We start from the raw sequence: 20,348 nt of genomic DNA on the forward strand, positions 1-20,348 counted from the left end.
ATGTTGTGAGTCGACCGCTGCCGCGCAACCGCCGCGCGGGGTGCGAAGTCAGCGGGCGAGCACGGCCAACAGGTATGCTGGGCGGATGCTCTATCTCGCCTCCCGTTCGCCACGCCGACAAGAACTGCTGCAACGCCTGGATGTGCCATTCCAGACCCTGGAACTGGACGTGCCCGAGTTGCGCGCGCCCGCTGAATCGCCCGAACACTACGTGCGGCGCGTTGCGCTGGACAAGGCGCATGCCGGCCTTGCGCAGGTGCAGGCGCGCGACCCCGACGCGATCGTGCTGGGCTCCGATACCGAAGTGGTGCTGGGCGAGCGCGTGTTCGGCAAGCCGGTCGATGTCGACGATGCGATCGCGATGCTGCGCGTGTTGTCCGGGCGCACCCACCAGGTACTCACGGCGGTGGTTCTAGTCTGCGCACAGCGTGCCCCTGCGCAGGCATTGGTGGTGTCGGAGGTGACCTTCGACACGCTCGATGACGCGCAGATCGCCGCGTACGCGGCCTGTGGCGAGCCCATGGGCAAGGCCGGCGCCTATGCGATCCAGGGGCGCGCAGAACGTTTTATCAGCCATTTGTCCGGCAGCTATTCCGGCGTGATGGGATTGCCGCTGCATCACACCTCGCAGTTGCTCACAGCCTTCGGAGCGCATTGATGTCGGAAGAGATCTTGGTCAACGTCACCCCGCGCGAAACCCGCGTGGCGGTGATCGAGAACGGCATGCTGCAGGAGCTGCATATCGAGCGCGGTTGGCGCCGGGGCGTGGTCGGCAACATCTACAAGGGCAAGGTGCAGCGGGTGATGCCCGGCATGCAGGCCGCGTTCGTCGAGGTCGGACTGGAGCGTGCGGCGTTCCTGCACGCCAACGACGTGGTGCGCCCGGCACCGGCACCGGCCAGCGTGGTCGATACCGAAGAGACCCCGATCCCGCCGCCGCCGGCCGCGGCGGTGCCGATCGTGGAGCTGCTGCGCGACGGGCAGGACATCGTGGTGCAGGTGGTCAAGGACCCGATCGGCACCAAGGGCGCGCGGCTCACGACCCAGATCAGCATCCCCTCGCGCTACCTGGTGCTGCTGCCGCAGTCCAAGATCGTCGGGGTGTCGGCACGGATCGAGGACGAGGCCGAGCGGCTGCGCCTGAAGACCATCGTCAGCGAGGTGTCTGCCCAGCACGGCGGTTTCGGCTACATCATCCGCACCAATGCCGAAGGCCAGCCGGCCGAGGCGCTGGCCGAGGACATCGCCTATCTGTCGCGGGTGTGGACGGTGGTCGAGCGGCGCGGGCGCGAAGCGCCTCCGTGCAGCATCATCTACGAGGACCTGAGCCTGCCGTTGCGGGCGGTGCGCGACCTGATCCGCAAGGACGTGGAAAAGGTCAAGGTCGACTCGAACGAAACCTTCGTGCAGCTGCAGGCGTTCGTGGCCAAGTACATGCCGGTGCTGGCCGAGCGGCTGGAGCTGTACACCGGCGACCGGCCGATCTTCGACCTGTACGGGGTCGAGGACGAGATCGGCCGCGCGTTGAACAAGCAGGTGCCACTGAAGTCCGGTGGCTATCTGGTGATCGACCAGACCGAAGCGATGACCACCATCGACGTCAACACCGGCTCGTTCGTGGGGCAGCGCAACCTGGAGGAAACCGTCTTCCGCACCAATCTGGAGGCGGCGCAGGCGGTGGCGCGGCAGCTGCGGCTGCGCAACCTGGGCGGCATCATCATTATCGACTTCATCGACATGGACGACCCCGAGCACCGCCGCCAGGTGCTGCGCACCCTGGAAAAGGCGCTAGCACGCGACCACGCCAAGACCACCGTGTACGAGTTCTCGCCGCTGGGCCTGGTGGAAATGACCCGCAAGCGCACCGTCGAAAGCCTGGAGCGGCAGCTGTCGGAAACCTGCGGCCAATGCGGCGGGCGCGGCACCATCAAGACCGCAGAAACGGTGACCTACGAAATCTTCCGCGAGATCACCCGTGCAGTGCGCCAGTTCGATGCCGCGCGGCTGCTGGTGATCGCCTCGTCCAAGGTGGTCGCGCGCATCACCGACGAAGAATCCGCAGCGGTGGCCGAGCTGGAGGAATTCCTGGGCAAGAGCATCCGCTTCCAGTCCGACGATCAGTATCTGCAGGAGCAGTTCGACGTGGTGCTGCTGTGAGTCCGGGATTGGGGAGGCGGGATTCGGGATTGGTCAACGCCGGCTCTGGTAGCGTGGCTTGGTCCGATAATGGCGCTTGACGGCACTTTGCGCGGCTTTGCTTTGACCAATCCCCAATCTCCAATGCCCAATCTCCGCCCCTGATGCCCACCCCGCTGCGCCGCCGTCTGCGCCTGTTCCGCCGCTATGCGATCACTGCCTGCGCGCTCGCGGTGGTGGCGGTCGCGTTGCTGGTGGGCGCGGCGAGCCAGGCATTGCCGTTGGCCGAGGAGCACCCGCAGCAGATCGCCGACTGGTTGAGTCAGCGCGCCGGGCAGCCGATCGCCTTCGATCGTCTGGACACCGAATGGACCCGGCGTGGCCCGCTGCTGCGGCTGGACGGTTTGCGGATCGGCCCGCATGGCGAGGTGCGTGTGGGCCAGGCGGAGGTGCTGCTGGCGATGTACGCCGGCTTGTTGCCCGGGCATTCGTTGACCGAGGTGCGCCTGCGCGGGTTGGCGCTGACCCTGCAACGCAGCGACGACGGCGTGTGGTCGGTGCAGGGCCTGCCGAGCGGGAAGCGTTCCGACCCGCTGGAGGCATTGCGTCGGCTCGGCGAGATCCAGCTGGCCGAGGCGCGCCTGAAGGTGAACGCGCCATCGATCGGCCTGGACACCGCCTTGCCGCGGATCGACCTGCGTCTGCGCGTGAGCGGTTCGACCGTCAAGGTGGGTAGCCGTAGCTGGATCGATCTCAAGCGCGCGCCGCTGACCGCAGTCCTGGAATTCGACCGCGACAGCGGCGACGGCAGCGCCTATGCGCAGGCCGATCCTGCCGATCTGGCGGCATGGGCGTCGCTGCTGCAGGTGGGCGGCATGCGCGTGGACGGTGGCGGTGGGCGCCTGCAGGCCTGGGCGCAGCTGCGTGCGCGCCGTATCACTGGCGTCACCGTCGATGCCGATCTCACCCAGGTTGCGCTGTCCGGCGCGCCGTTGCCGGACGAAACCGCACGCCGCACGCTGCGCTGGGAGCGCCTGCAGGCACGTGCGCGCTGGCACACCATCGACGACGGCGGCTGGCGGCTGGATGCACCATTGCTGCGGCTGGGCCAGGCGGCCGCGCTGCAGCATCTGGACGGGCTGAGCATCGCCGGCGGGCGGCACTATGCGGTGGTTGCCAGGCAGGGCGAAGTCTCCGGCCTGATTGCCGCCGCCGCATTGAGCGATCAGCTGTCGCCTGCGTTGCGCCGCTGGTTGACCCTGTCCAAACCGCAGCTGCGTGTGGCCGATCTGCAGATCGTCGGCGAGCAGGGCGGCGCCGTGCGTGCCCAGGGGCAGATCGAAGAACTCGGGTTCCTGCCGGTGGGCAATTCGCCGGGCATCAGCGGGTTGCGCGGCCGCATCGACGGCGACGCACAGGGCGGCGAGCTGGAAACCGCGCCGGACGCCACGGTGCGCTTCGACTGGCCCACCGGCTTTGGCGTGGTGCATGAGATCCAGTTGGCCGGCAAGATCGTCGGCTGGCGCGAAGGTGCGGGCTGGCAGGTCGCCACCCCGGCCTTGCGCGTGCAGGCCAGGGACTACGGCGCCAACGTGCGCGGCGGGCTGTGGTTCCAGAACGATGGCACCCGCCCACGCATGCAACTGGCCGCGCAACTGGACGATGTGGCGTTGCCGGTGGCGCGCAAGTTCTGGATCCGCTCCAAGATGAGCAAGGCGGCCATCGACTGGCTGGACATGGCCGCGGCCGGCGGCGTGATCACCGGCGGAACCGGCCTGGTCAGCGGCGATCTGGACCAGTGGCCGTTCGACGACAACGACGGGCGCTTCGAAGCCTTCGGTCAGATCCGCGACGGCACGATTCGCTTCAGCCCGGACTGGCCGGCGATCGAGCAGGTGCAGGCCGATCTGCGCTTCATCGGCAACGGATTTTCATTGCAGGGCAGCGGCGATCTTGCCGGCACCCCGATCGCGCAGCTGGATGCCGGCATTCCCAGCTTCAAGACCTCCGAGCTCTACGTGCGCGCCTCCACCCAGGCCGATGCGGCGCAGCTGCTGGGCATGTTGCGCAAGAGCCCGCTGGAGCAACGCTATGGCGATACCTTGCGTAACCTCAACGTGTCCGGCCCGGCGACGGTGAGCTTCGATTTGCTGCGCCCGTTGCGCACCAAGGGCGTGGGCGGCCATCTGCAGGGCACGGTGGCGTTGCAGGGCGCCAAGTTGGCCGACGCGCGCTGGAATCTGGCCTTCGACCAGGTCAGCGGGCAGGCCGAGTATCGCGACAGCGGGTTCGCGGCCGAGCATCTGAGCGTGCAGCATCAGGGACGCACCGGCGAGTTGGCGCTGCGTGCCGGTGGCTTTGTGCAGGACCCGAAGCAGGCCTTCGAAGCACGCTTTGGCGCCACCGTGGATGTCAAGGAATTGTTCGACCGCGCCCCGCAGATGGAATGGCTGCGCCCCTACGTGCATGGCAGTGCGCCCTGGCAGGTGGGCGTGGATGTGCCGCTGCCGACGCCGGGACAGGCGGATGCGCAGGCGCTGCTGACGCTGCGCTCGGAGCTGGTGGGTACGACGCTGGACCTGCCTGCGCCGCTGGACAAGGCCGCCGCCCAACCGCTGGACACGCAGGTCAAGGTGGCCCTGCCGGTCGGCGATGGCGACATCGACGTGGCCTTCGGCAAGCTGGTGGCGCTCAAGGCCAGCAGCCATGGCGACCAGACCGGCGTGCGTGTCGTGATGGGCACCGACACGGTGACCGAGCGTCCGCCGGCCAACGGACTGGTGGTGACCGGCCGTACCGCCTCGCTGGACGCGATCGACTGGATCAGCCTGGCGCGCGGCAGCAGCGATGCGGACATGCCACCGCTGCCGGGCCAGCCGGCCACGCCCAAGAAGGATGCTGTACCGCTGCAACAGGTGGACGTGCAGGCGGACAAGCTGCTGATGATCGGCGGGGTATTTCCGCAGACCCGGCTCCGGCTGCGTCCGACCCGCGATGCGGTGGCGGTCACGCTGGACGGTCCCTCGCTGGCCGGCCAACTCAGCGTGCCCAACGCCGACGGCGGCATCGTGCAGGGCAAGCTCAGCACCGTGCGCTGGCAGCCGGTGGCCGACGCGCCCGAGCCTGCGGCCCCCGAGCCCGGCGACCCGCTGGCCGGCGCCCTGCCGGAACCGGCACGCCGTGCGGTCGCCGAGTTCGACCCGGTCTCCATCCCGCCGCTGGCGCTGGATATCGACGACCTGCGGGTGGGCAAGATGACCCTGGGCGCGGCCATCCTGCGCAGCAGCCGGCTCACCGATGGCATGCAGGTGGATCAGCTGCAGCTGCGCTCGAACGACCAGAGTATCGGCCTGACCGGTGCCTGGCGCGGTAAGGGCGACGACGCCAGCACGCGGCTGTCGGCACGTGTGGATAGCCGCAACCTCGGCAACCTGTTGCAGAATCTCACCCTGGGCGGCCAGCTGCGCGGCGGCGAAGGTCAACTGGAGCTCAACGCCGGTTGGCAGGGGTCGCCGACCGGCTTTGCGCTCGGCTCGCTGGACGGCAACCTGAAAGTGGATGTCCGTAACGGTCAGCTGCTGGAAGTGGATCCGGGCGCCGGCCGCGTGCTGGGCCTGCTCAGCGTGGCGCAGTTGCCGCGCCGGTTGATGTTCGACTTCCGCGATTTCTTCTCCAAGGGCCTGGCCTTCAACACGCTGGATGGCGAGGTGCGTTTCGGCGACGGCTTCGCGCGCACCGACGCGATCCGCATCGCAGGGCCCGCTGCCGAGATCGCCATCCGTGGCCAGACCGATCTGCGCGCGCAGACCTTCGACCAGACCGTGGATGTGAACCCCAAGGCCGGCAACCTGCTGACCGTGGTCGGCGCGGTGGCCGGCGGGCCGGTGGGCGCGGCGGTCGGCGCGGCCGCCAACGCGGTGCTCGGCAAGCCGCTGGGCGCGATCGGCGCCAAGACTTACCACGTCACCGGGCCGTGGAAGGATCCGCAGGTGGACGTGGTCGAGCGCGAAGCGCGCGAGCGTGCGCCGAGCAGACCTGTGCCCGCCGGCAAGCCCGCCGCGCCGCCGCGCTGAGGAACTCAGTCGGCGGCAGCGTCATCGTCGCTATCGGCACGCGTGAACAGCGGCAGCCGCAGCCGCGCGCGGTGACCCGGCACCACCGGCTGCTCCGGCCCTGCCACGCCGCGGAAATACCCGCGCTGCCATTTCTCGCGCGCCGCGGCCGATTGCGTATCCGGCAGCGCATCCAAGAACCGTGTGCGGCTGCGGGTCCAGTCGGCGTGTTGCTGCGCCAGTTCCGGCGCCTGTGAGAGCGGCATCCACTGCGGCTGCACCTGTTCGATCAGCTGCCGCTGCAGCGGGAACAGATGGCAGAACGGCTCGCCTGCGTCGAAGCGCACCTGGCCGGGCCGGGTGAAACGCCAGTTCATGGTGAAGGTGTACGGGCTCCAGTCGGTTTCCACCAGGCCACTCAACGCGCCGATGCCGTCCTTGGGCCGGTTCAACGGGCCGGTGACGAACAGGTCGACGCCTTCGTCGGTGCGAAACAGGCAGGGCACATGGAAGGTCAGCACCCCGTAGCCGAAGTGGCTGATCGCCGGCGCCACGCTGCCTTGATCGGCAACGATCCGGAGCGCATCCAGCCCATCGCGCCCATCCCAACTGGCCTCGAAACCGGACTGGCACAGCAGCTCCCAGCCATGCGCGTTCGCAATCGCCAGTGGCAGGCAGCGGTACGCATAGCGTTGATCGGTGGCGTCCATCCAGTCGCGCGCATGCGGGGCAGGGCGGATGTCCAGCGTGTGGCCATCCAGAACGTGGGCGATGAGCTTCATGCGCAGGCAGTGATTGAAGAGCGTGCCGGCGATGATAGCCGCGCCGCATGTTCAGCCGGACGACTTGTCTCCCCGGCGCGCGGGCCCCATCCTGACCGCATGACCGATAACGCTCTCACTCTGGCCGAATCCCGGCTGCTGCTCCCCTCCGGCCTGGATGCCGGCCATCTGGACCGCACCTTCGGCGCCCTGTTGGGCCCGGGCATCGACTTCGGCGATCTGTATTTCCAGCATTCGCGACGCGAGAGCTGGAGCGTGGAAGACGGCATCGTTAAGGACGGCGCGCATTCCATCGAACAAGGCGTGGGGGTACGTGCGATCGCCGGCGAGAAGACCGGCTTTGCGTATTCAGACGACATCCAGCGCGAAACCTTGCTGGAAGCGGCGCAGTCGGCGCGTGCGATCTCGCGCGATGGCGGCGCGCAATCCAGCCGCGCGCTGGTGCGCGGCAACGGCCGTGCGCTGTACCCGGCCACCGACCCGATCGACGATATGGACAGCGCCACCAAGGTGGACCTGCTGCGCCGGATCGACCAGTACGTGCGCGCTGCCGACCCGCGCGTCAAGCAGGTGATGGTGAGCCTGTCCGGCGGCGTGGACACGGTGCTGATCGCGCGCAGCGACGGCGTGCTGGCCGCCGACGTGCGCCCGCTGGTGCGCCTGAACGTGCAGGTGATCGTCGAACAGGGCGGGCGGCGCGAGTCCGGTTACTCCGGCGGCGGCGGTCGTTACGGCTATGCCGAACTGTTCGCCGATGGCCGCCCGGAAGGCTTTGCCCGCGAAGCGCTGCGTCAGGCGCTGGTCAACCTGGATGCGATTCCGGCTCCGGCCGGCGTGATGCCGGTAGTGCTCGGCCCGGGCTGGCCCGGCGTGCTGCTGCACGAGGCGGTGGGGCATGGGCTGGAAGGCGACTTCAACCGCAAGGGCACCAGCGTCTACGCCGGCCGCATCGGCGAGCGCGTGGCCTCGCCGGGCGTGACCATCGTCGATGACGGCACCCTGGACGGACGTCGCGGCTCGCTCAACATCGACGACGAAGGCACCCCGACGCAGTGCACCACGTTGATCGAAGATGGCGTGCTGGTCGGCTACATGCAGGACACCCACAACGCGCGCCTGATGGGCGTGGCGCCCACCGGCAACGGCCGCCGCGAATCCTTCGCGCACCTGACCATGCCGCGCATGACCAACACCTACATGCGTGCCGGCCAGCACGACCCGCAGGAAATGATCCGCTCGGTGAAAAAGGGCATCTACGCGGTCAACTTCGGCGGCGGCCAGGTCGACATCACCAGCGGCAAGTACGTGTTCTCGGCCACCGAGGCCTATCTGATCGAAGACGGCAAGGTCACCGCGCCGGTCAAGGGCGCCACGCTGATCGGCAACGGCCCGGAGACCATGCAGAAGGTGCGCATGATCGGCAATGACCTGGCGCTGGACGAAGGCGTGGGTGTGTGCGGCAAGGACGGGCAGAGCGTGCCGGTCGGCGTCGGCCAGCCGTCGCTGCTGATCGACGGCATCACCGTTGGCGGAACGCAGGCCTGAGATGCGGGGATTTGGGAATCGGGATTCGGGATTCGCAACAGCGGGACGTGCAGGGCTTGGCGGGTTCCGCTTGGGTGGATCCGGCGGCCGGGAGTTGGGATTGGCAACGGCCGGGATGGCCGTTGCGGAGCTGGGTGGAGTGGCCGGAGCCTTATTCGTCGGCTTCCGACGCCGATTCGTCGTCTTCCAATCCCGAATCCCCACTCTCCAATCCCTGCTCCTGAGACAGCTCGCGCAGCACCTGGAACAGTTCGCGGTAGGCGCGCGGCGGTTTGTTCTTGGCGCGTTCGTGGATCGCGTTGCGCACCAGTTGGCGCAGTTGCTGGCGATCGGCGGCCGGGTAGGCCTCCAGCAGCTCGGCCAGCGCCACGTCGCCTTCGGCGAGCAGACGCTCGCGCCAGCGCTCGACGCGATGGATCGCGGCCACCTCGCGGCGCGCGGTGTCGCTGTTGGCATCCAGCGCGTCGCGGATGGCGGCCAGCGTTTCGTCGTCCTCGCGGCGCATGTGCTTGGCCAGAAACGCCAGCTGCCGCTTGTGCGCGATATGCGAGGTGATGCGCTTGCTCTCTTCGATATGCGGGATCAACGACTCGGGTACCGGCAATTTGGCCAGCTGCGCCGGGGTGAGCGCCACCAGCTTTTCGCCCAGGTCGAAAATTTCCAGCGCCTCGCGCCGTTGCTGGCTGCGGCTGGCGCCACGAAATTCACCGGTCTCTTCATCGCGTCCGCGCATTGCCACTACATCCCGAAACTTGGTTAGTTAAATTTCCGGCCATGAACGGCCGGACTCCGGCGGAAGACTCCGCACCAAATTCAGACGCTGCGGCCAGGGATCGCCGAGCTTTCTGCGGAAGGATCCGCATCCAAATTCAGACAGCCAGGCCATGATGGCCGGGCTTTCGCGGACGGATCCGCATCCAAAGGATAAAGCATTGAACGCACTCTCCTCAGAAACCCGTGTCACCGACGACAGCCTGCAGCGTCTGGATGCATTGACCGATCTCTCGCAACGCCTGCTCGAGCGCGCCCGTGCGGCCGGCGCCACCCAGGCCGAAGTGAGCTGCAGCGAAGAGCGCGGCCTGGACGTCAACGTGCGCCTGGGCGACGTGGAAACGGTCGAATCCACCCGCGACCGCGGCATCGCGGTGACGGTGTACTTCGGCAAGCGCAAGGGCAGTGCCAGCACCGCCGACCTGCAGGACGCCAGTCTGGAGTCCACCGTGGCGCAAGCCTGCGCGATTGCGCGCTATACCGAAGACGATGCCGCCTCCGGCCTGGCCGACCCGGAGTTGATGGCGCATGACTTTCCCGATCTGGACAGCTGGCACCCGTGGGCGCTGGACGCCGACACCGCGGTGGACCTGGCACTGGCCTGCGAGGCCGCCGGCCGGGATGCCGATGCACGCATCAGCAATTCCGATGGCGCCTCGGCCAGCACCGGGCTCAGCCTGTCGGTGTACGCCAATTCGCACGGATTCATCGGCCGCGAGCGCGGCACCCATCATTCGATCAGCTGCGCGCTGATCGCCGGGCAGGGCGACGGCATGCAGCGCGATGGCTGGTACAGCAGCGCCCTGGCGCGCGAAGACCTGGAAGCGCCGGATGCCATTGGTCGGCATGCCGCCGAGCGCACCCTGGCGCGTCTGGCGCCACGCTCGCTGCCCACCGGCCAGCTGCCGGTGCTGTTCGCGCCGGAAGTGGCGCGCTCGCTGGTCGGCCATCTGCTCGGTGCGGTTTCCGGCGGCGCGTTGTACCGCCGCGCCAGTTTCCTGCTCGACAGCGTCGGCACCAGGCTGTTCCCGGACTGGTTCAACATCGAAGAACTGCCGCATCTGCGCCGCGGGTTGCGCTCGGCCGCCTTCGATGGCGAGGGCGTCGCCACGCGACGTTCGGCGCTGATCACCGACGGCGTGCTGCAGCGCTACGTACTGGGCAGCTACTCGGCACGCAAGCTGGGCCTGCAGACCACCGCCAATGCCGGCGGCGTGCACAACCTGCAGGTCGCCGCCAACGCGGGCGACCTGGCCGCGATGATCGGCGGCATGTCGCGCGGCCTGCTGGTCACCGAACTGATGGGCAACGGCGTCAATCCGGTGACCGGCGATTATTCGCGCGGTGCCGGCGGTTTCTGGATCGAAAACGGTGCCATCGCCTATCCGGTCGACGGCCTGACCATCGCCGGCAACCTGCGCGACATGTTCGCCGGCATCGAAGCGGTGGGCAGCGATGTCGACCCACGGTCGCACGTGAAGATCGGTTCGGTGCTGGTCAACCGGATGACCGTGGCCGGCGATAGTTGAGGGGACGGCCGGGGCCAGCCATGCCTGACGGGCATGGCCGGTGGGCCGGGACGGTGGCCTTAGCAGCGCTGGCCCTGCAGCCGGCCGGCGTGCGCGCTCTCTCGATTCCCCGCCGAAGGCGCACGGTGTGGACCTGCCCGGCGCGCAGGAACAAGGCGCTTGGCCCGGCGCCGCTTGCGCCATGCCGCAACGCTATCGCTGGCGTGATCGCCTCGACGCAGCGTGCGCGATATCGCCCCGGGTGGGTGAGCTAAACCAGACCATGTCTTCCCGCACTGGTGGCTGGCTTAATCGTTGTTATAGTCCGCCGCACCACAATCATGTTCGGGGAGATCTATGAGCGAATTCGAGACACATGCCGCGCCGCCACCGCCGCCGGTCGGCACCAGCACACCGTCGGAGGAGCGCACCCTGGCGCTGGCCGCGCATCTGCTGGGCATCCTGACCTACTTCGTCGGCGCGCTGGTGATCTGGCTGATCAGCAAGGACGCCAGCCCGTCCAAGCCATTTGCCACCGATCAGGCCAAGGAGGCATTGAACTTCCAGATCACGGTGATCCTGGCCATGATCGTGGCGGTGATCCTGACCATGGTGTCGTTCGGCATCCTGTTCTTCCTGCCGACCCTGGTCTGGATCGGCAGCCTGGTGTTCTGCATCCTGGCTGCGGTCAAGGCCAACAACGGCGAGCCTTACCGCTACCCGTTCACGCTGCGCCTGATCAAGTAACCCGGCGCGGAGCGATAACAAAGGCCCGGCATCGCTGCCGGGCCTTTGTCGTTTCAGACGCTGACGCGATCAGTTCTGCGCCGGGGTGTTCTCGGCGAAGTATTCGTGGCTGTCGGCATTGGTGATCGCCTGTGCCGGATTGCTTTGGGCCAGGCTGCGCGCGCCGGACTGACCGTAGACGCGGTCCTGCGTGCCGGCCACCACGGTGAAGTGGCTGGTCTCGTGCACCAGGGTGCCGGCCTTGGAGTCGGTGCCGGTGGTCGACGCACTCCAGAACGCGTTGCAGACATGGATCTCGTACGGCTGGTTCGGATAGACGTAGGCGAAGGCGTCCGCCAGATCCGCTTCGCAGCTGCAGTTGATCGTCAGCTGGCCGTTGTTCTGGTCCAGCGCGTTGTCGATATTGACGAAGTTCGAGCTGACCCGGCTGTAGCGCGAGGCGTTGTAGGCGCCAAACCAGGTGGTGTAGCGCGCACCGGTGCTGCCGGCGTTGAGGTAGTTGCGCGCGTTCTGCGAGTAATTACGCGCGGCAGTGACGGCACTGGCGGCCTGGTTGGTGCGCGTGGTGCTGCAGTTGAGATAGTTGATGCCGTTGACCACGGCGGTCGGGCCGACTGCGAGCTGGCGCTGTACGCCACGCCGAGCGCCGTCCAGCCAGACGGTGAGCGGGGTGCTGGTGGCGACGGCCGGCAGGCCGTTGGCCGCCTTCATCAGGCTGCCGTCGGACAGCGACGCGTATTGCAGCGACGAGCGCACCTGGATGGTGTAGTTGCCGCTGGTGGACAGGTCATAGGCACCGGCCAGATCGACCTCGCCCTTGACGCTCTGGCCCGGCTGCAGAATGGTGAAGTCGGCTGCCTTGGGCAGGCCGCGCTTGACCAGGCGCCCGGTGTAGTCCACCGGCTTGCCGTCGCGGCTCACTTCCAGGATGCCATTGTCCAGCGACTTGAGCGGCAACTGGTAGGTCGGAACGCGGGCAACCTGGCTGCCGTTGTTGGTGACGGTGACCGCGATCTTGCCTTGATGTCGTCCGGCCTGGTCGGCCACTGGCGCCAGTTCGATGGTCAACGGAACCGGACCGCGCACGGACTGCGCCTGCGCCGAACCGAGCACGCCGACGACGGCAAGCGTGCCTGCTGCAAACGATGCGAGAAAAACTTTCTTCACCAGTGACTCTCCTTGGTCGGGGGATGCCCGCAAGCGCGGGCAGGCCAAACCTAGGCAGAGCGAGCGGGCGCGACAAGTCGTTCAATTAGCGATATTTCTGGATGTCATGCATTGGTTATGCATCCCGATACATCACCGGTGCAGATAATTCAGCAATAAAGCGTGCCGGCCGTCATGAAATTTTGTCGGTTGTGTGTCGCCGGCTGACACAAAGTCCGGCGACCAATGTGCCGTTTTGTGATCGGGCTCGCTCGTTGCCTGAATGGCCCCGTGCAGTTGACCGTGCGGTGGCGCACGGAATGCGCAAATGTGTCGTGCAACGCGAAGTGTGGGGCGGCATCTGCTGGGTGCAGTGGCCCTGGGAGTTGCCAGGATGTGGCAACGAGCCAATGGCGGATGTCGCCGGATGGCAGCGAATGCTTGCGACAGCGGGGCCGGGGCGTTCTCGGGCAATGGTGGTGACGCGCGCGCCGACTGTGTCCTCGGACTCCGGGCATACCCAATCACTGCCGAGATCAGGCATTCAATCTTGCCTGCATGCGGTGGTCGTCGTCCCAAGCTGCCTGTGCGGGACCTCAGCGGTGGGGACACGCCGGGATGGCGATTGGTGGTGTGAGAGGTGCCCGCAAGCGTGATCCATGCAGGCAGGGCGCTGGATCCAGGCGACGGATGCGCCCGCAGCGCGATCGTGCCATCGCGCTGCCCGTGGCGCCCGCAGCGACTGGCAAGACGTCTGCACGAGCAGCGACAGCAGGCTGGCCAAGCCGTCGCTCAGAATCTCGGCACGCCACTCAGGCACTTCGCCGCCCGCGCGCCGATGACACGCCTGGCCGACGCTCGCAGCGCCCGGTTAGACACGTTTAGTGGGCGCGGTCCACCGCAAACCTGCCCAGGGTCGCCAGGGTTTCGCCGGGCCGACCATAGGGCTGCAGCACGTCGTGCATGCGTGTGGCCAGTTCGGCCAGCTTGGATTTGGCGCCGTCCATGCCGAGCAAGGCGGGGTAGGTGGATTTGGCTTGCGCGGCGTCCTTGCCGGCGGTCTTGCCCAGCTGCGCCGAGCTCGACTCCACATCCAGGATGTCGTCGCGCACCTGGAAGGCCAGGCCCAGCGCATCGGCAAAGTCGTCCACGCGCTGCTGGTCGGCCGCGGCGGCGCTACCGGTCAGCGCACCCATGCGCACCGCCGCGCGAATCAGCGCGCCGGTCTTGAGCGCGTGCATGCGCTGCAGCGCGTGCAGCGACTGCAACTGACCGGTGGCATCGATATCCAGCGCCTGGCCGCCGCACATGCCGGCGGCGCCGGCCGCGCTGGTCAGGCTCTGCAACCAGCCGACGCGCAGCTCGGCACCGACTGGCGCTGCGGCCAGCAGTTCGAAGGCGCGGGTCTGCAGCGCATCGCCGGCCAGGATGGCGGTGGCCTCGTCGAAGGCGATGTGGACGGTGGGCTGGCCGCGGCGCAGCGCGTCGTCGTCCATCGCCGGCAGGTCGTCATGCACCAGCGAGTAGGCGTGGATCAGTTCGACCGCCACGGCCGGGGTATCCAATCGCTCTTCTTCGGCGCCAAACAGCGCACCGGTGGCGTACACCAGCAGCGGCCGCATGCGTTTGCCGCCGCCCAGCACCGCGTGCCGCATCGCCGCGTGCAGACGCTGCGGCGCCAGCGTTGCGCTGGGCAGGGCGGCGTCGAGGCTGCGTTCGGTGCGAGCGATCCAGTGTTCGAACAGCGCGGAACTCACCTCAGCCGCCGTCCGGCGACGGCGGTTCGAAGGCTTCGGCAAGCTCGGGGCGGGCCGGGTCGGTCAGCAGGCGGACGCGCAGCTCGGCCTGTTCCAGCGCCTGCTGGCAATCGCGGTACAGGCCGATGCCGCGTTCGTAAGCGCTGAGCGACTGCTCAAGACTCAGGTCGCCGACTTCCATTTTCTGCACCAGTTGCTCGAGTTCTTCCAGCGACTGTTCGAAGCGGGCAACCGGGGATGTTTCGTTCAAGGACTTCTTGGCCATCGCCAAAGTGTGCGGCGCGCGCGCAGGCGGGTCAATTCGTGTCGGCATCGACGCGCCACTGCAGACGTGCGCCATGGGTTTGCAGCCAGTCGTTTAACGCAGCGGAGACGATGCGATCGCCGGCGGCAAGGACCTGGTCGTCGGCCCACAGGATCGGCAGGCGATCGCGTTGCCATGGCGGCAGATCGGCGGTTTGCAGGACATGCTTGAGCTGATGCGAATGCCTGCGCTGCGGCAGCACGATGCGCTCGCCACCGTGTCGGCCGCGCACCGTCACCGGTGGCGCGAAGCACAGCCCTGCGGGGCCGTGCAGGTGCAGCTGCGCGCCGTCGGGCAACCGCAACGGCTGTGCGCCGTCCCAGTGCGCGCACCACTGCGCCGGCCATGCCGGCGTCGGGCCAAGCAGGTACAGGCACTGTCGCCAGCGCCGCACCTGGACCTGTTGCCAGGCAAAGCAGGCTTGTCGATCCGGTGCGTGATTGTCGATTTCCCGCTCCAGCGCAGCTACGCCCTGGGCGGGCAGCGGCGGCGCACCGGCTGCGGTGGCCCATGCACGCAGCAACCGCAGCCGGCGTGCGGCGGGCTGCGCGCGTAACAGATGCAGGTCCAGTGCGCCGCTTTCGGTCTGCAGTGCGGGTAGCACGGCCAGATCGTCGTGCAGCAGCAGGTCGCTGGCGTCGGCGCTCAGCTGGGCGCTGCGTGCCAAGGCATCGGCGGCCTGCGGCCAGCGTTGCTGCAGCAACGGCAGCACCTGCGTGCGCAGGAAGTTGCGGTCGTAGCGGGCATCGGCGTTGCTGGGATCGTCGATCCAGTGCAAGCCGTGCATGCGTGCATAGGCGTGCAGCTGCGCGCGTGCATGCGACAGCAATGGGCGCCACAAGGTGCCCTGGGCAAACGGGCGCTGTGCCCGCATTGCCGCCAGGCCGTCCGGGCCCGATGCACGCAGCGCGCGCAGCAGAAACGTTTCGGCTTGATCGTCGCGATGGTGGGCCAGCGCCAGCCATTCGCCAGGCGCCAGCCTGTCGGCAAAGGCGCCGTGGCGCGCCTGACGCGCGGCCGCCTCCAGTCCCTGGCCGCTATCGCGTGCGACCCGTACCCGCACGATGTGCAGCGGAACCTGCAGCGCCGCGCAGCTGCGCTGGCAATGCGCCGCCCAGGCGTCGGCATCGGCATGCAGGCCGTGGTGCACGTGCAGCGCGCGCAGGCCACGCTCGCGGTACGCCGGCATGGCGGCCAGCGCGTGCAGCAACACCTGCGAATCCATGCCGCCGCTGTAGGCGATCAGCACCGGGCCGGGCGGGGGGGCTGGCAGCAGTGGCGGGGTGTCGGTCACCGGGTGCTCACTCGATGCGGATCGTTGCTGGAGGGACACGCCACCGATGTGCGCGAACAGTGGCGGGCGCCGGATCGCGCCGCCCGGGATGGGAAACCGCAGCCCATCGTCGTCCTCGCCATCGCAGCACGTGGTGCACCGGGCACCTCGTGATCCTGCAGCAGAACGATCAGGCCGCCGCGCATCATCCCGGACGCGGTCCGCCCCATGCGGCAGGCGTGTCCGGCAAGGTGGCATCGCTGGCGGACCCGTCCGTCGCCATCGCGCAGCCATCTGCACATCACCGCTTTGCCGCTGCCTCGAACGTGGCCGGGGCGGGCAACTGCACCGGCACGCCGGCGCTGTCGCAGGTGCCGGCCTTGCACAGGCGCTCGCGCAGACGCGGGGTGGCCTGGACGATGACGTGGTAGATCACGTTCTCTTCCAGCGTGCCGCGGAATGCCGCGCTGCCCGGGCCGGTGGCCCAGATGCCGACGTCTTCGCCGCCGTGGCTTTCGGACTTGGTCGGCACCAGCGATTCCTGCATGTAGCTGGGCGCTTCGGTGTCGACATGGGTGAGGTCGGGCCGGCCGTGGGCCGGCTCGCTGCTGCTGGGTTCGTGCGGGTACTTTTTCGGTCCGGCCGGCTGTGCATTGGTCGCGCCGGTGTGGCCGGGGCCATTGGCGTAGCTGAGGGTGGTGTAGGGCTGGCCTGCCAGGTCGGTGGCCAGCTGGCTGCGGTCGCCTTCTTCGCCGCCGGTGCCGCGCACCTTGCCCAGGATCGGGTTGCCGCGCACCGGGTAGCCGACGAAGTTGAGCGTGTGCGAATGGTCGGCGGTGACGATGATCAACGTGTCGGCCGGAGCGGTCTGTACGGCGGTGCGCACCGCATCCGACAGCGACACCGTTTCGTCGAGCGCGCGATAGGCATTGCCGGCGTGGTTGGCGTGATCGATGCGGCCGCCTTCGACCATCAGCACGAAGCCGTTGGGATCGCGCGACAGCGACTGGATCGCGGTGCGGGTCATTTCGGTCAGGCTGGGCTCGCCCTGCGGGCCGCGGTTGCGGTCGTGGTCGAACTGCATGTGATCCGGCTCGAACAGGCCCAGCAGCGCTGGCGCGCCGGCCGCGGCCTGCAGTTGCTGCTCGTTCCAGACATACGCGCCCTGCGGATGCGCCTGTTTCCATTCGGCAACCAGGTCGCGGCCGTCCAGGCGCAGGCCGACCTTGTCGTCGTACTCCGGGTCGCGCTCCTGCACGGTCTGGAACTGGCTGCGGCCGCCGCCCAGCACCACCTGCGGGCCGCGGCCGTAGCGGGCGGTCGACAACAGCTGCTGGGCGATGTCCTGGCAGCCGGCGCTACGCGCGGACTCGGGCAGGTCGGTGTCGTTTTCCCAGTTGCGGTCCGGCGAATGCGCGTAGGTTGCCGCCGGGGTGGCGTGGGTCAGGCGGGTGGTGGTGACTACGCCGGTGGCCATGCCGGCGCTGTCGGCCAGCTGCAACCAGCTCAGCAGCCCCTTGTTCAAACTGTCGGCGCAGTCGCTGCGGTTGCCGCTGCTGACGCCGATCGCGCCCATGTGCGACTTCACGCCAGTGGTGATCGCGGTCATGGTGCCGGCCGAATCCGGGGTCTGCGAATCGGTGTTGTAGGTCTTGCTGAAGGCGGTGGCCGGGAATTGCTCCCAGGACAGCAGGTTCTCTTCGCCGGGCCCGCCCTTGCGCTGTCCATCCAGGATGCGCGCGGCCGCCACCGTGGTCAGGCTCATGCCGTCGCCCAGGAACAGGATGACGTTGCGCGCCTTGCCGGCCATGGCGCCATTGCCGGCCGCACGTGCGGCGCCGGAGCGGTACCACCACTGCGGGGTCTCGCCGGCCGGGTGCGTCACCGGCGGCACGTCCACGCGGACGGCGGCCGGTGCGGACGCGGTGGTTCCGGCGCTGGAGGCGCAGGCGGCCACGCACAGGGTGGTCAGGGCGGCGAGGGCAGGCAGGCGGTAACGCATCGGGTTCGAACTCGTGACTGAATCGGCCCCCATTATGCCGGCCCGGGTCCGTCGCACAGATGACACGCCGCTGTTCCAGTCGTGGCCTCGCGGGCAAGGCAGGCCTGCGCTAAGGTGCATGCACTCTCCCCCGGATGATTGGACGACATGAGACTGGTTGCGGCCTGGTTGCGCATTCCGTTCTGGCAGCGCGTGGTGGCCGGCTTCGCTCTTGGCGCGATTGCCGGGGCGGCGATGGGCCCGGCGGCCGATGTGTGGTTCGGCCCGCTCGGCGACCTGTACGTCACCCTGATCAAGATGATTGCGATCCCGCTGGTGTTCTTCGCGGTGATCAATGCGATCTCGTCGTTGCACGGGCAGAAGTCGGTCGCCGCGCTCGGCGGACGCACCTTCCTGTGGTTCGTGATCACCGCCGCGCTGGCGGTCGGCATCGGCCTTGCGGTGGGCACGATCATGCAGCCGGGCGCCGGGCATTTCAGCCTGAGCGTGGACTCGGCGTGGACGCCGCGCGATGTGCCCAGCCCGATCAAGGTGTTGCTGGACGTGGTGCCGTCCAACCCGTTCTATGCATTGACCGGCATCGGTACCAAGACCAATGCGGCCGGCGAAACCGTGCTGGCGGCCGGGCGCGGGTCGATCCTCCCGGTGATCTTCTTCGCCGCGTTGCTCGGCTTTGCGATGGTCAAGCTCGGCGAGCGGGTGGCCGAGGCGCGCAAGCTCACCGGGCAGCTGAGCGACATCATGATCCAGGTGACGCGCTTCGTGCTGGAGATGACCCCGCTGGGCACCTTCGGCCTGATTGCCGGCCTGGTGGGCAGCTACGGCTTCGCAAAGCTGCTGCCGTTCGGCAGTTTCGTGCTCGCGCTGTATGTGGCCTGCGCCCTGCATATCCTGGTGGTCTACAGCAGCCTGTTGCTGGCGCACGGGCTCAATCCGTGGAAGTTCTTCCGTGGTGCGGCGCCTGGCATGCAGGTGGCCTTCGTCAGTTCGTCGAGCTTTGCCGCGATGCCGGTGGCGATGCGTTCGATCACCCACAATCTGGGGGTCAGCAAGGACTACGCCGCGTTTGCGGTGCCGCTGGGCGCCAGCATCAAGATGGATGGCTGTGGCGCGATCTACCCGGCGCTGTGCGCGGTATTCATCGCGCAATACACCGGGGTGCCGCTGACCGCCAATCAGTATTTCGTGGTGTTGATCGCCTCGGTGCTGGGCAGCTTCGGCACCGCCGGTGTGCCAGGCACTGCGGTGATCATGGCCACGGTGGTGTTGAGCGCGGCCAACCTGCCGCTGGAAGTGATCGGGTATCTGTACGCCATCGACCGCATCCTCGACATGATGCGCACCATGACCAACGTCACCGGACAGATGCTGGTGCCGGTGCTGGTGGCCAAGGAAACCGGTTTGCTGGACAAGGCGGTCTATGACGCTGCATCCACCAATGTGGGACTGGAAGATCCGCCCGCCGACAGCGCCAAGCCGCTTCGCTGAGCGCGGCGCATGACGGTTGGATTGCCCGTGTTGCGTGAGCGCCTGGCGCAACTGCCCGAGCTGGACAGCGTGGACGGTGTATTCGTTCAACGCACGCTTGCCGAAGATCCGTTCGAGGATCGCTATCTGGAGGTGCGGCGCCAGGAAGGCCGGCTGTATACCGACGCGCAGGTGCGCAGCCTGCCGCGCCCCAGCGGCAAGCTCGGTACCAGCCTGGAGTGGCAGGTGCGCGCGCTGTCCAGCAGATTTCTGGTGCGGCACCTGCAGGCACGCGGTGGTGAGGGCGCCATTCTCGAGCTGGGATGCGGTAACGGCTGGCTATCGCAGCTGCTGGCGCAATCGCTGCAGCGCGACGTGTGCGGCGTCGACGTCAATCGCACCGAGCTTACGCAGGCCGCGCGCGTGTTTGGTCACGACCAACGGCTGAGTTTTGTCGCTGCCGACATCCAGACCTTTGCGCTGCCGCACGATGTCTTCGACGTCATCGTGGTGCCGGCGTGCATCCAGTATTTCCCGCATCCTGCCGCCCTGGTGCGTCACCTGCTTGCGCAGCTGCGCGACGGCGGCGAGTTGCACATCCTCGACAGCCCGCTGTATCCGGACCGGCAACGTGCCGACCAAAGCGCTGCACGCAGCCTGCGCTATTTCACCGGCCTGGGCGTGCCGGCATTGGCCGAGCAGTATCACCAGCACACCTACGCCGCCTTCGACCCGCTCGTGGTGCAGTGGCTGTTCGATCCGCGCCAGCTGCGCGCGCGCATACGCCGCATGCTCAAGCTGCGGCAACCGCATTTCCCATGGTTGTGTCTTCGCAGGCAGGACAACCAGGGGCGGTAA

Annotated in this window: 15 protein-coding genes; 8 read left to right on the forward strand and 7 right to left on the reverse strand. The window is 68.0% G+C overall.

The window, feature by feature from the left end; genetic code table 11:
• The first annotated feature begins 85 nt into the window (after window positions 1-85).
• The 3 genes from Y887_RS08225 to Y887_RS08235 all read left to right on the forward strand — a co-directional run bounded on the left by Y887_RS08225 (window position 86) and on the right by Y887_RS08235 (window position 6,209).
• Entirely contained in the window at window positions 86-658 is a 573-nt protein-coding gene (locus Y887_RS08225; protein WP_046963875.1) for a Maf-like protein, read from the forward strand.
• Complete coding sequence (gene rng, locus Y887_RS08230; protein WP_046963876.1) at window positions 658-2,157, forward strand: ribonuclease G; 1,500 nt, start codon at window positions 658-660, stop codon at window positions 2,155-2,157. Before Y887_RS08225 ends, rng begins: the two co-directional genes overlap by 1 nt.
• A 143-nt stretch (window positions 2,158-2,300) precedes the next feature.
• On the forward strand, window positions 2,301-6,209 hold the full coding sequence (locus Y887_RS08235; RefSeq protein ID WP_046963877.1) for a YhdP family protein: 3,909 nt from the start codon (window positions 2,301-2,303) through the stop codon (window positions 6,207-6,209).
• 5 nt (window positions 6,210-6,214) lie between these two features.
• On the opposite strand, the gene Y887_RS08240 is transcribed toward Y887_RS08235, so the two are convergent.
• Window positions 6,215-6,970, reverse strand: a complete 756-nt coding sequence (locus tag Y887_RS08240; RefSeq protein WP_046963878.1) for a DUF6065 family protein — start codon at window positions 6,968-6,970, stop codon at window positions 6,215-6,217.
• 99 nt (window positions 6,971-7,069) lie between these two features.
• Between Y887_RS08240 and tldD the strand changes: the two genes are divergently transcribed.
• Window positions 7,070-8,515, forward strand: a complete 1,446-nt coding sequence (gene tldD / locus Y887_RS08245; RefSeq protein ID WP_046963879.1) for a metalloprotease TldD — start codon at window positions 7,070-7,072, stop codon at window positions 8,513-8,515.
• Between the two features lie 151 nt (window positions 8,516-8,666).
• Here the strand turns inward: tldD and yjgA are convergent, their stop codons facing one another.
• Complete coding sequence (gene yjgA, locus Y887_RS08250) at window positions 8,667-9,248, reverse strand: ribosome biogenesis factor YjgA (protein WP_046963880.1); 582 nt, start codon at window positions 9,246-9,248, stop codon at window positions 8,667-8,669.
• Between the two features lie 199 nt (window positions 9,249-9,447).
• On the opposite strand from yjgA, the gene pmbA reads away from it, so the two are divergent.
• Together pmbA and Y887_RS08260 are read left to right on the forward strand one after the other, a co-directional pair.
• On the forward strand, window positions 9,448-10,815 hold the full coding sequence (pmbA, locus tag Y887_RS08255; protein WP_046963881.1) for a metalloprotease PmbA: 1,368 nt from the start codon (window positions 9,448-9,450) through the stop codon (window positions 10,813-10,815).
• A gap of 336 nt (window positions 10,816-11,151) precedes the next feature.
• On the forward strand, window positions 11,152-11,541 hold the full coding sequence (locus tag Y887_RS08260; protein ID WP_046963882.1) for a DUF4870 domain-containing protein: 390 nt from the start codon (window positions 11,152-11,154) through the stop codon (window positions 11,539-11,541).
• A 69-nt stretch (window positions 11,542-11,610) separates the two neighbouring features.
• On the opposite strand, the gene Y887_RS08265 is transcribed toward Y887_RS08260, so the two are convergent.
• The 5 genes from Y887_RS08265 to Y887_RS08285 form a co-directional block, all read right to left on the reverse strand.
• Window positions 11,611-12,708: a M35 family metalloendopeptidase gene (locus Y887_RS08265; RefSeq protein WP_046963883.1), complete on the reverse strand. Its 1,098-nt coding sequence runs from the start codon at window positions 12,706-12,708 to the stop codon at window positions 11,611-11,613.
• Between the two features lie 860 nt (window positions 12,709-13,568).
• Window positions 13,569-14,444: a polyprenyl synthetase family protein gene (locus Y887_RS08270; protein WP_046963884.1), complete on the reverse strand. Its 876-nt coding sequence runs from the start codon at window positions 14,442-14,444 to the stop codon at window positions 13,569-13,571.
• 1 nt (window position 14,445) lies between these two features.
• Window positions 14,446-14,709 carry an exodeoxyribonuclease VII small subunit gene (locus Y887_RS08275; RefSeq protein ID WP_046963885.1) on the reverse strand — a complete coding sequence of 88 codons (264 nt, stop codon included), beginning with the start codon at window positions 14,707-14,709 and terminating at the stop codon, window positions 14,446-14,448.
• Between the two features lie 31 nt (window positions 14,710-14,740).
• Window positions 14,741-16,042 carry a tRNA lysidine(34) synthetase TilS gene (gene tilS, locus Y887_RS08280; protein WP_104611529.1) on the reverse strand — a complete coding sequence of 434 codons (1,302 nt, stop codon included), beginning with the start codon at window positions 16,040-16,042 and terminating at the stop codon, window positions 14,741-14,743.
• A 280-nt stretch (window positions 16,043-16,322) separates the two neighbouring features.
• Window positions 16,323-18,023: an alkaline phosphatase gene (locus Y887_RS08285; protein WP_046963886.1), complete on the reverse strand. Its 1,701-nt coding sequence runs from the start codon at window positions 18,021-18,023 to the stop codon at window positions 16,323-16,325.
• Window positions 18,024-18,170: 147 nt separating this feature from the next.
• Between Y887_RS08285 and Y887_RS08290 the strand changes: the two genes are divergently transcribed.
• On the forward strand, window positions 18,171-19,511 hold the full coding sequence (locus Y887_RS08290; protein ID WP_046963887.1) for a dicarboxylate/amino acid:cation symporter: 1,341 nt from the start codon (window positions 18,171-18,173) through the stop codon (window positions 19,509-19,511).
• A 9-nt stretch (window positions 19,512-19,520) separates the two neighbouring features.
• Window positions 19,521-20,348, forward strand: a complete 828-nt coding sequence (locus Y887_RS08295; protein ID WP_046963888.1) for a class I SAM-dependent methyltransferase — start codon at window positions 19,521-19,523, stop codon at window positions 20,346-20,348.

The sequence above is a fragment of the Xanthomonas pisi DSM 18956 genome, assembly GCF_001010415.1.
Lineage (GTDB): Bacteria > Pseudomonadota > Gammaproteobacteria > Xanthomonadales > Xanthomonadaceae > Xanthomonas > Xanthomonas pisi.

Bases quoted from the DNA above. Each gene is read 5' to 3' on its own strand.
- Y887_RS08225 (WP_046963875.1), top strand. From the start codon at position 86: ATGCTCTATCTCGCCTCCCGTTCGCCACGCCGACAAGAACTGCTGCAA.
- rng (WP_046963876.1), top strand. From the start codon at position 658: ATGTCGGAAGAGATCTTGGTCAACGTCACCCCGCGCGAAACCCGCGTG.
- Y887_RS08235 (WP_046963877.1), top strand. From the start codon at position 2,301: ATGCCCACCCCGCTGCGCCGCCGTCTGCGCCTGTTCCGCCGCTATGCG.
- Y887_RS08240 (WP_046963878.1), bottom strand. From the start codon at position 6,970: ATGAAGCTCATCGCCCACGTTCTGGATGGCCACACGCTGGACATCCGC.
- tldD (WP_046963879.1), top strand. From the start codon at position 7,070: ATGACCGATAACGCTCTCACTCTGGCCGAATCCCGGCTGCTGCTCCCC.
- yjgA (WP_046963880.1), bottom strand. From the start codon at position 9,248: ATGCGCGGACGCGATGAAGAGACCGGTGAATTTCGTGGCGCCAGCCGC.
- Y887_RS08260 (WP_046963882.1), top strand. From the start codon at position 11,152: ATGAGCGAATTCGAGACACATGCCGCGCCGCCACCGCCGCCGGTCGGC.
- Y887_RS08275 (WP_046963885.1), bottom strand. From the start codon at position 14,709: ATGGCCAAGAAGTCCTTGAACGAAACATCCCCGGTTGCCCGCTTCGAA.
- Y887_RS08285 (WP_046963886.1), bottom strand. From the start codon at position 18,023: ATGCGTTACCGCCTGCCTGCCCTCGCCGCCCTGACCACCCTGTGCGTG.
- Y887_RS08290 (WP_046963887.1), top strand. From the start codon at position 18,171: ATGAGACTGGTTGCGGCCTGGTTGCGCATTCCGTTCTGGCAGCGCGTG.
- Y887_RS08295 (WP_046963888.1), top strand. From the start codon at position 19,521: ATGACGGTTGGATTGCCCGTGTTGCGTGAGCGCCTGGCGCAACTGCCC.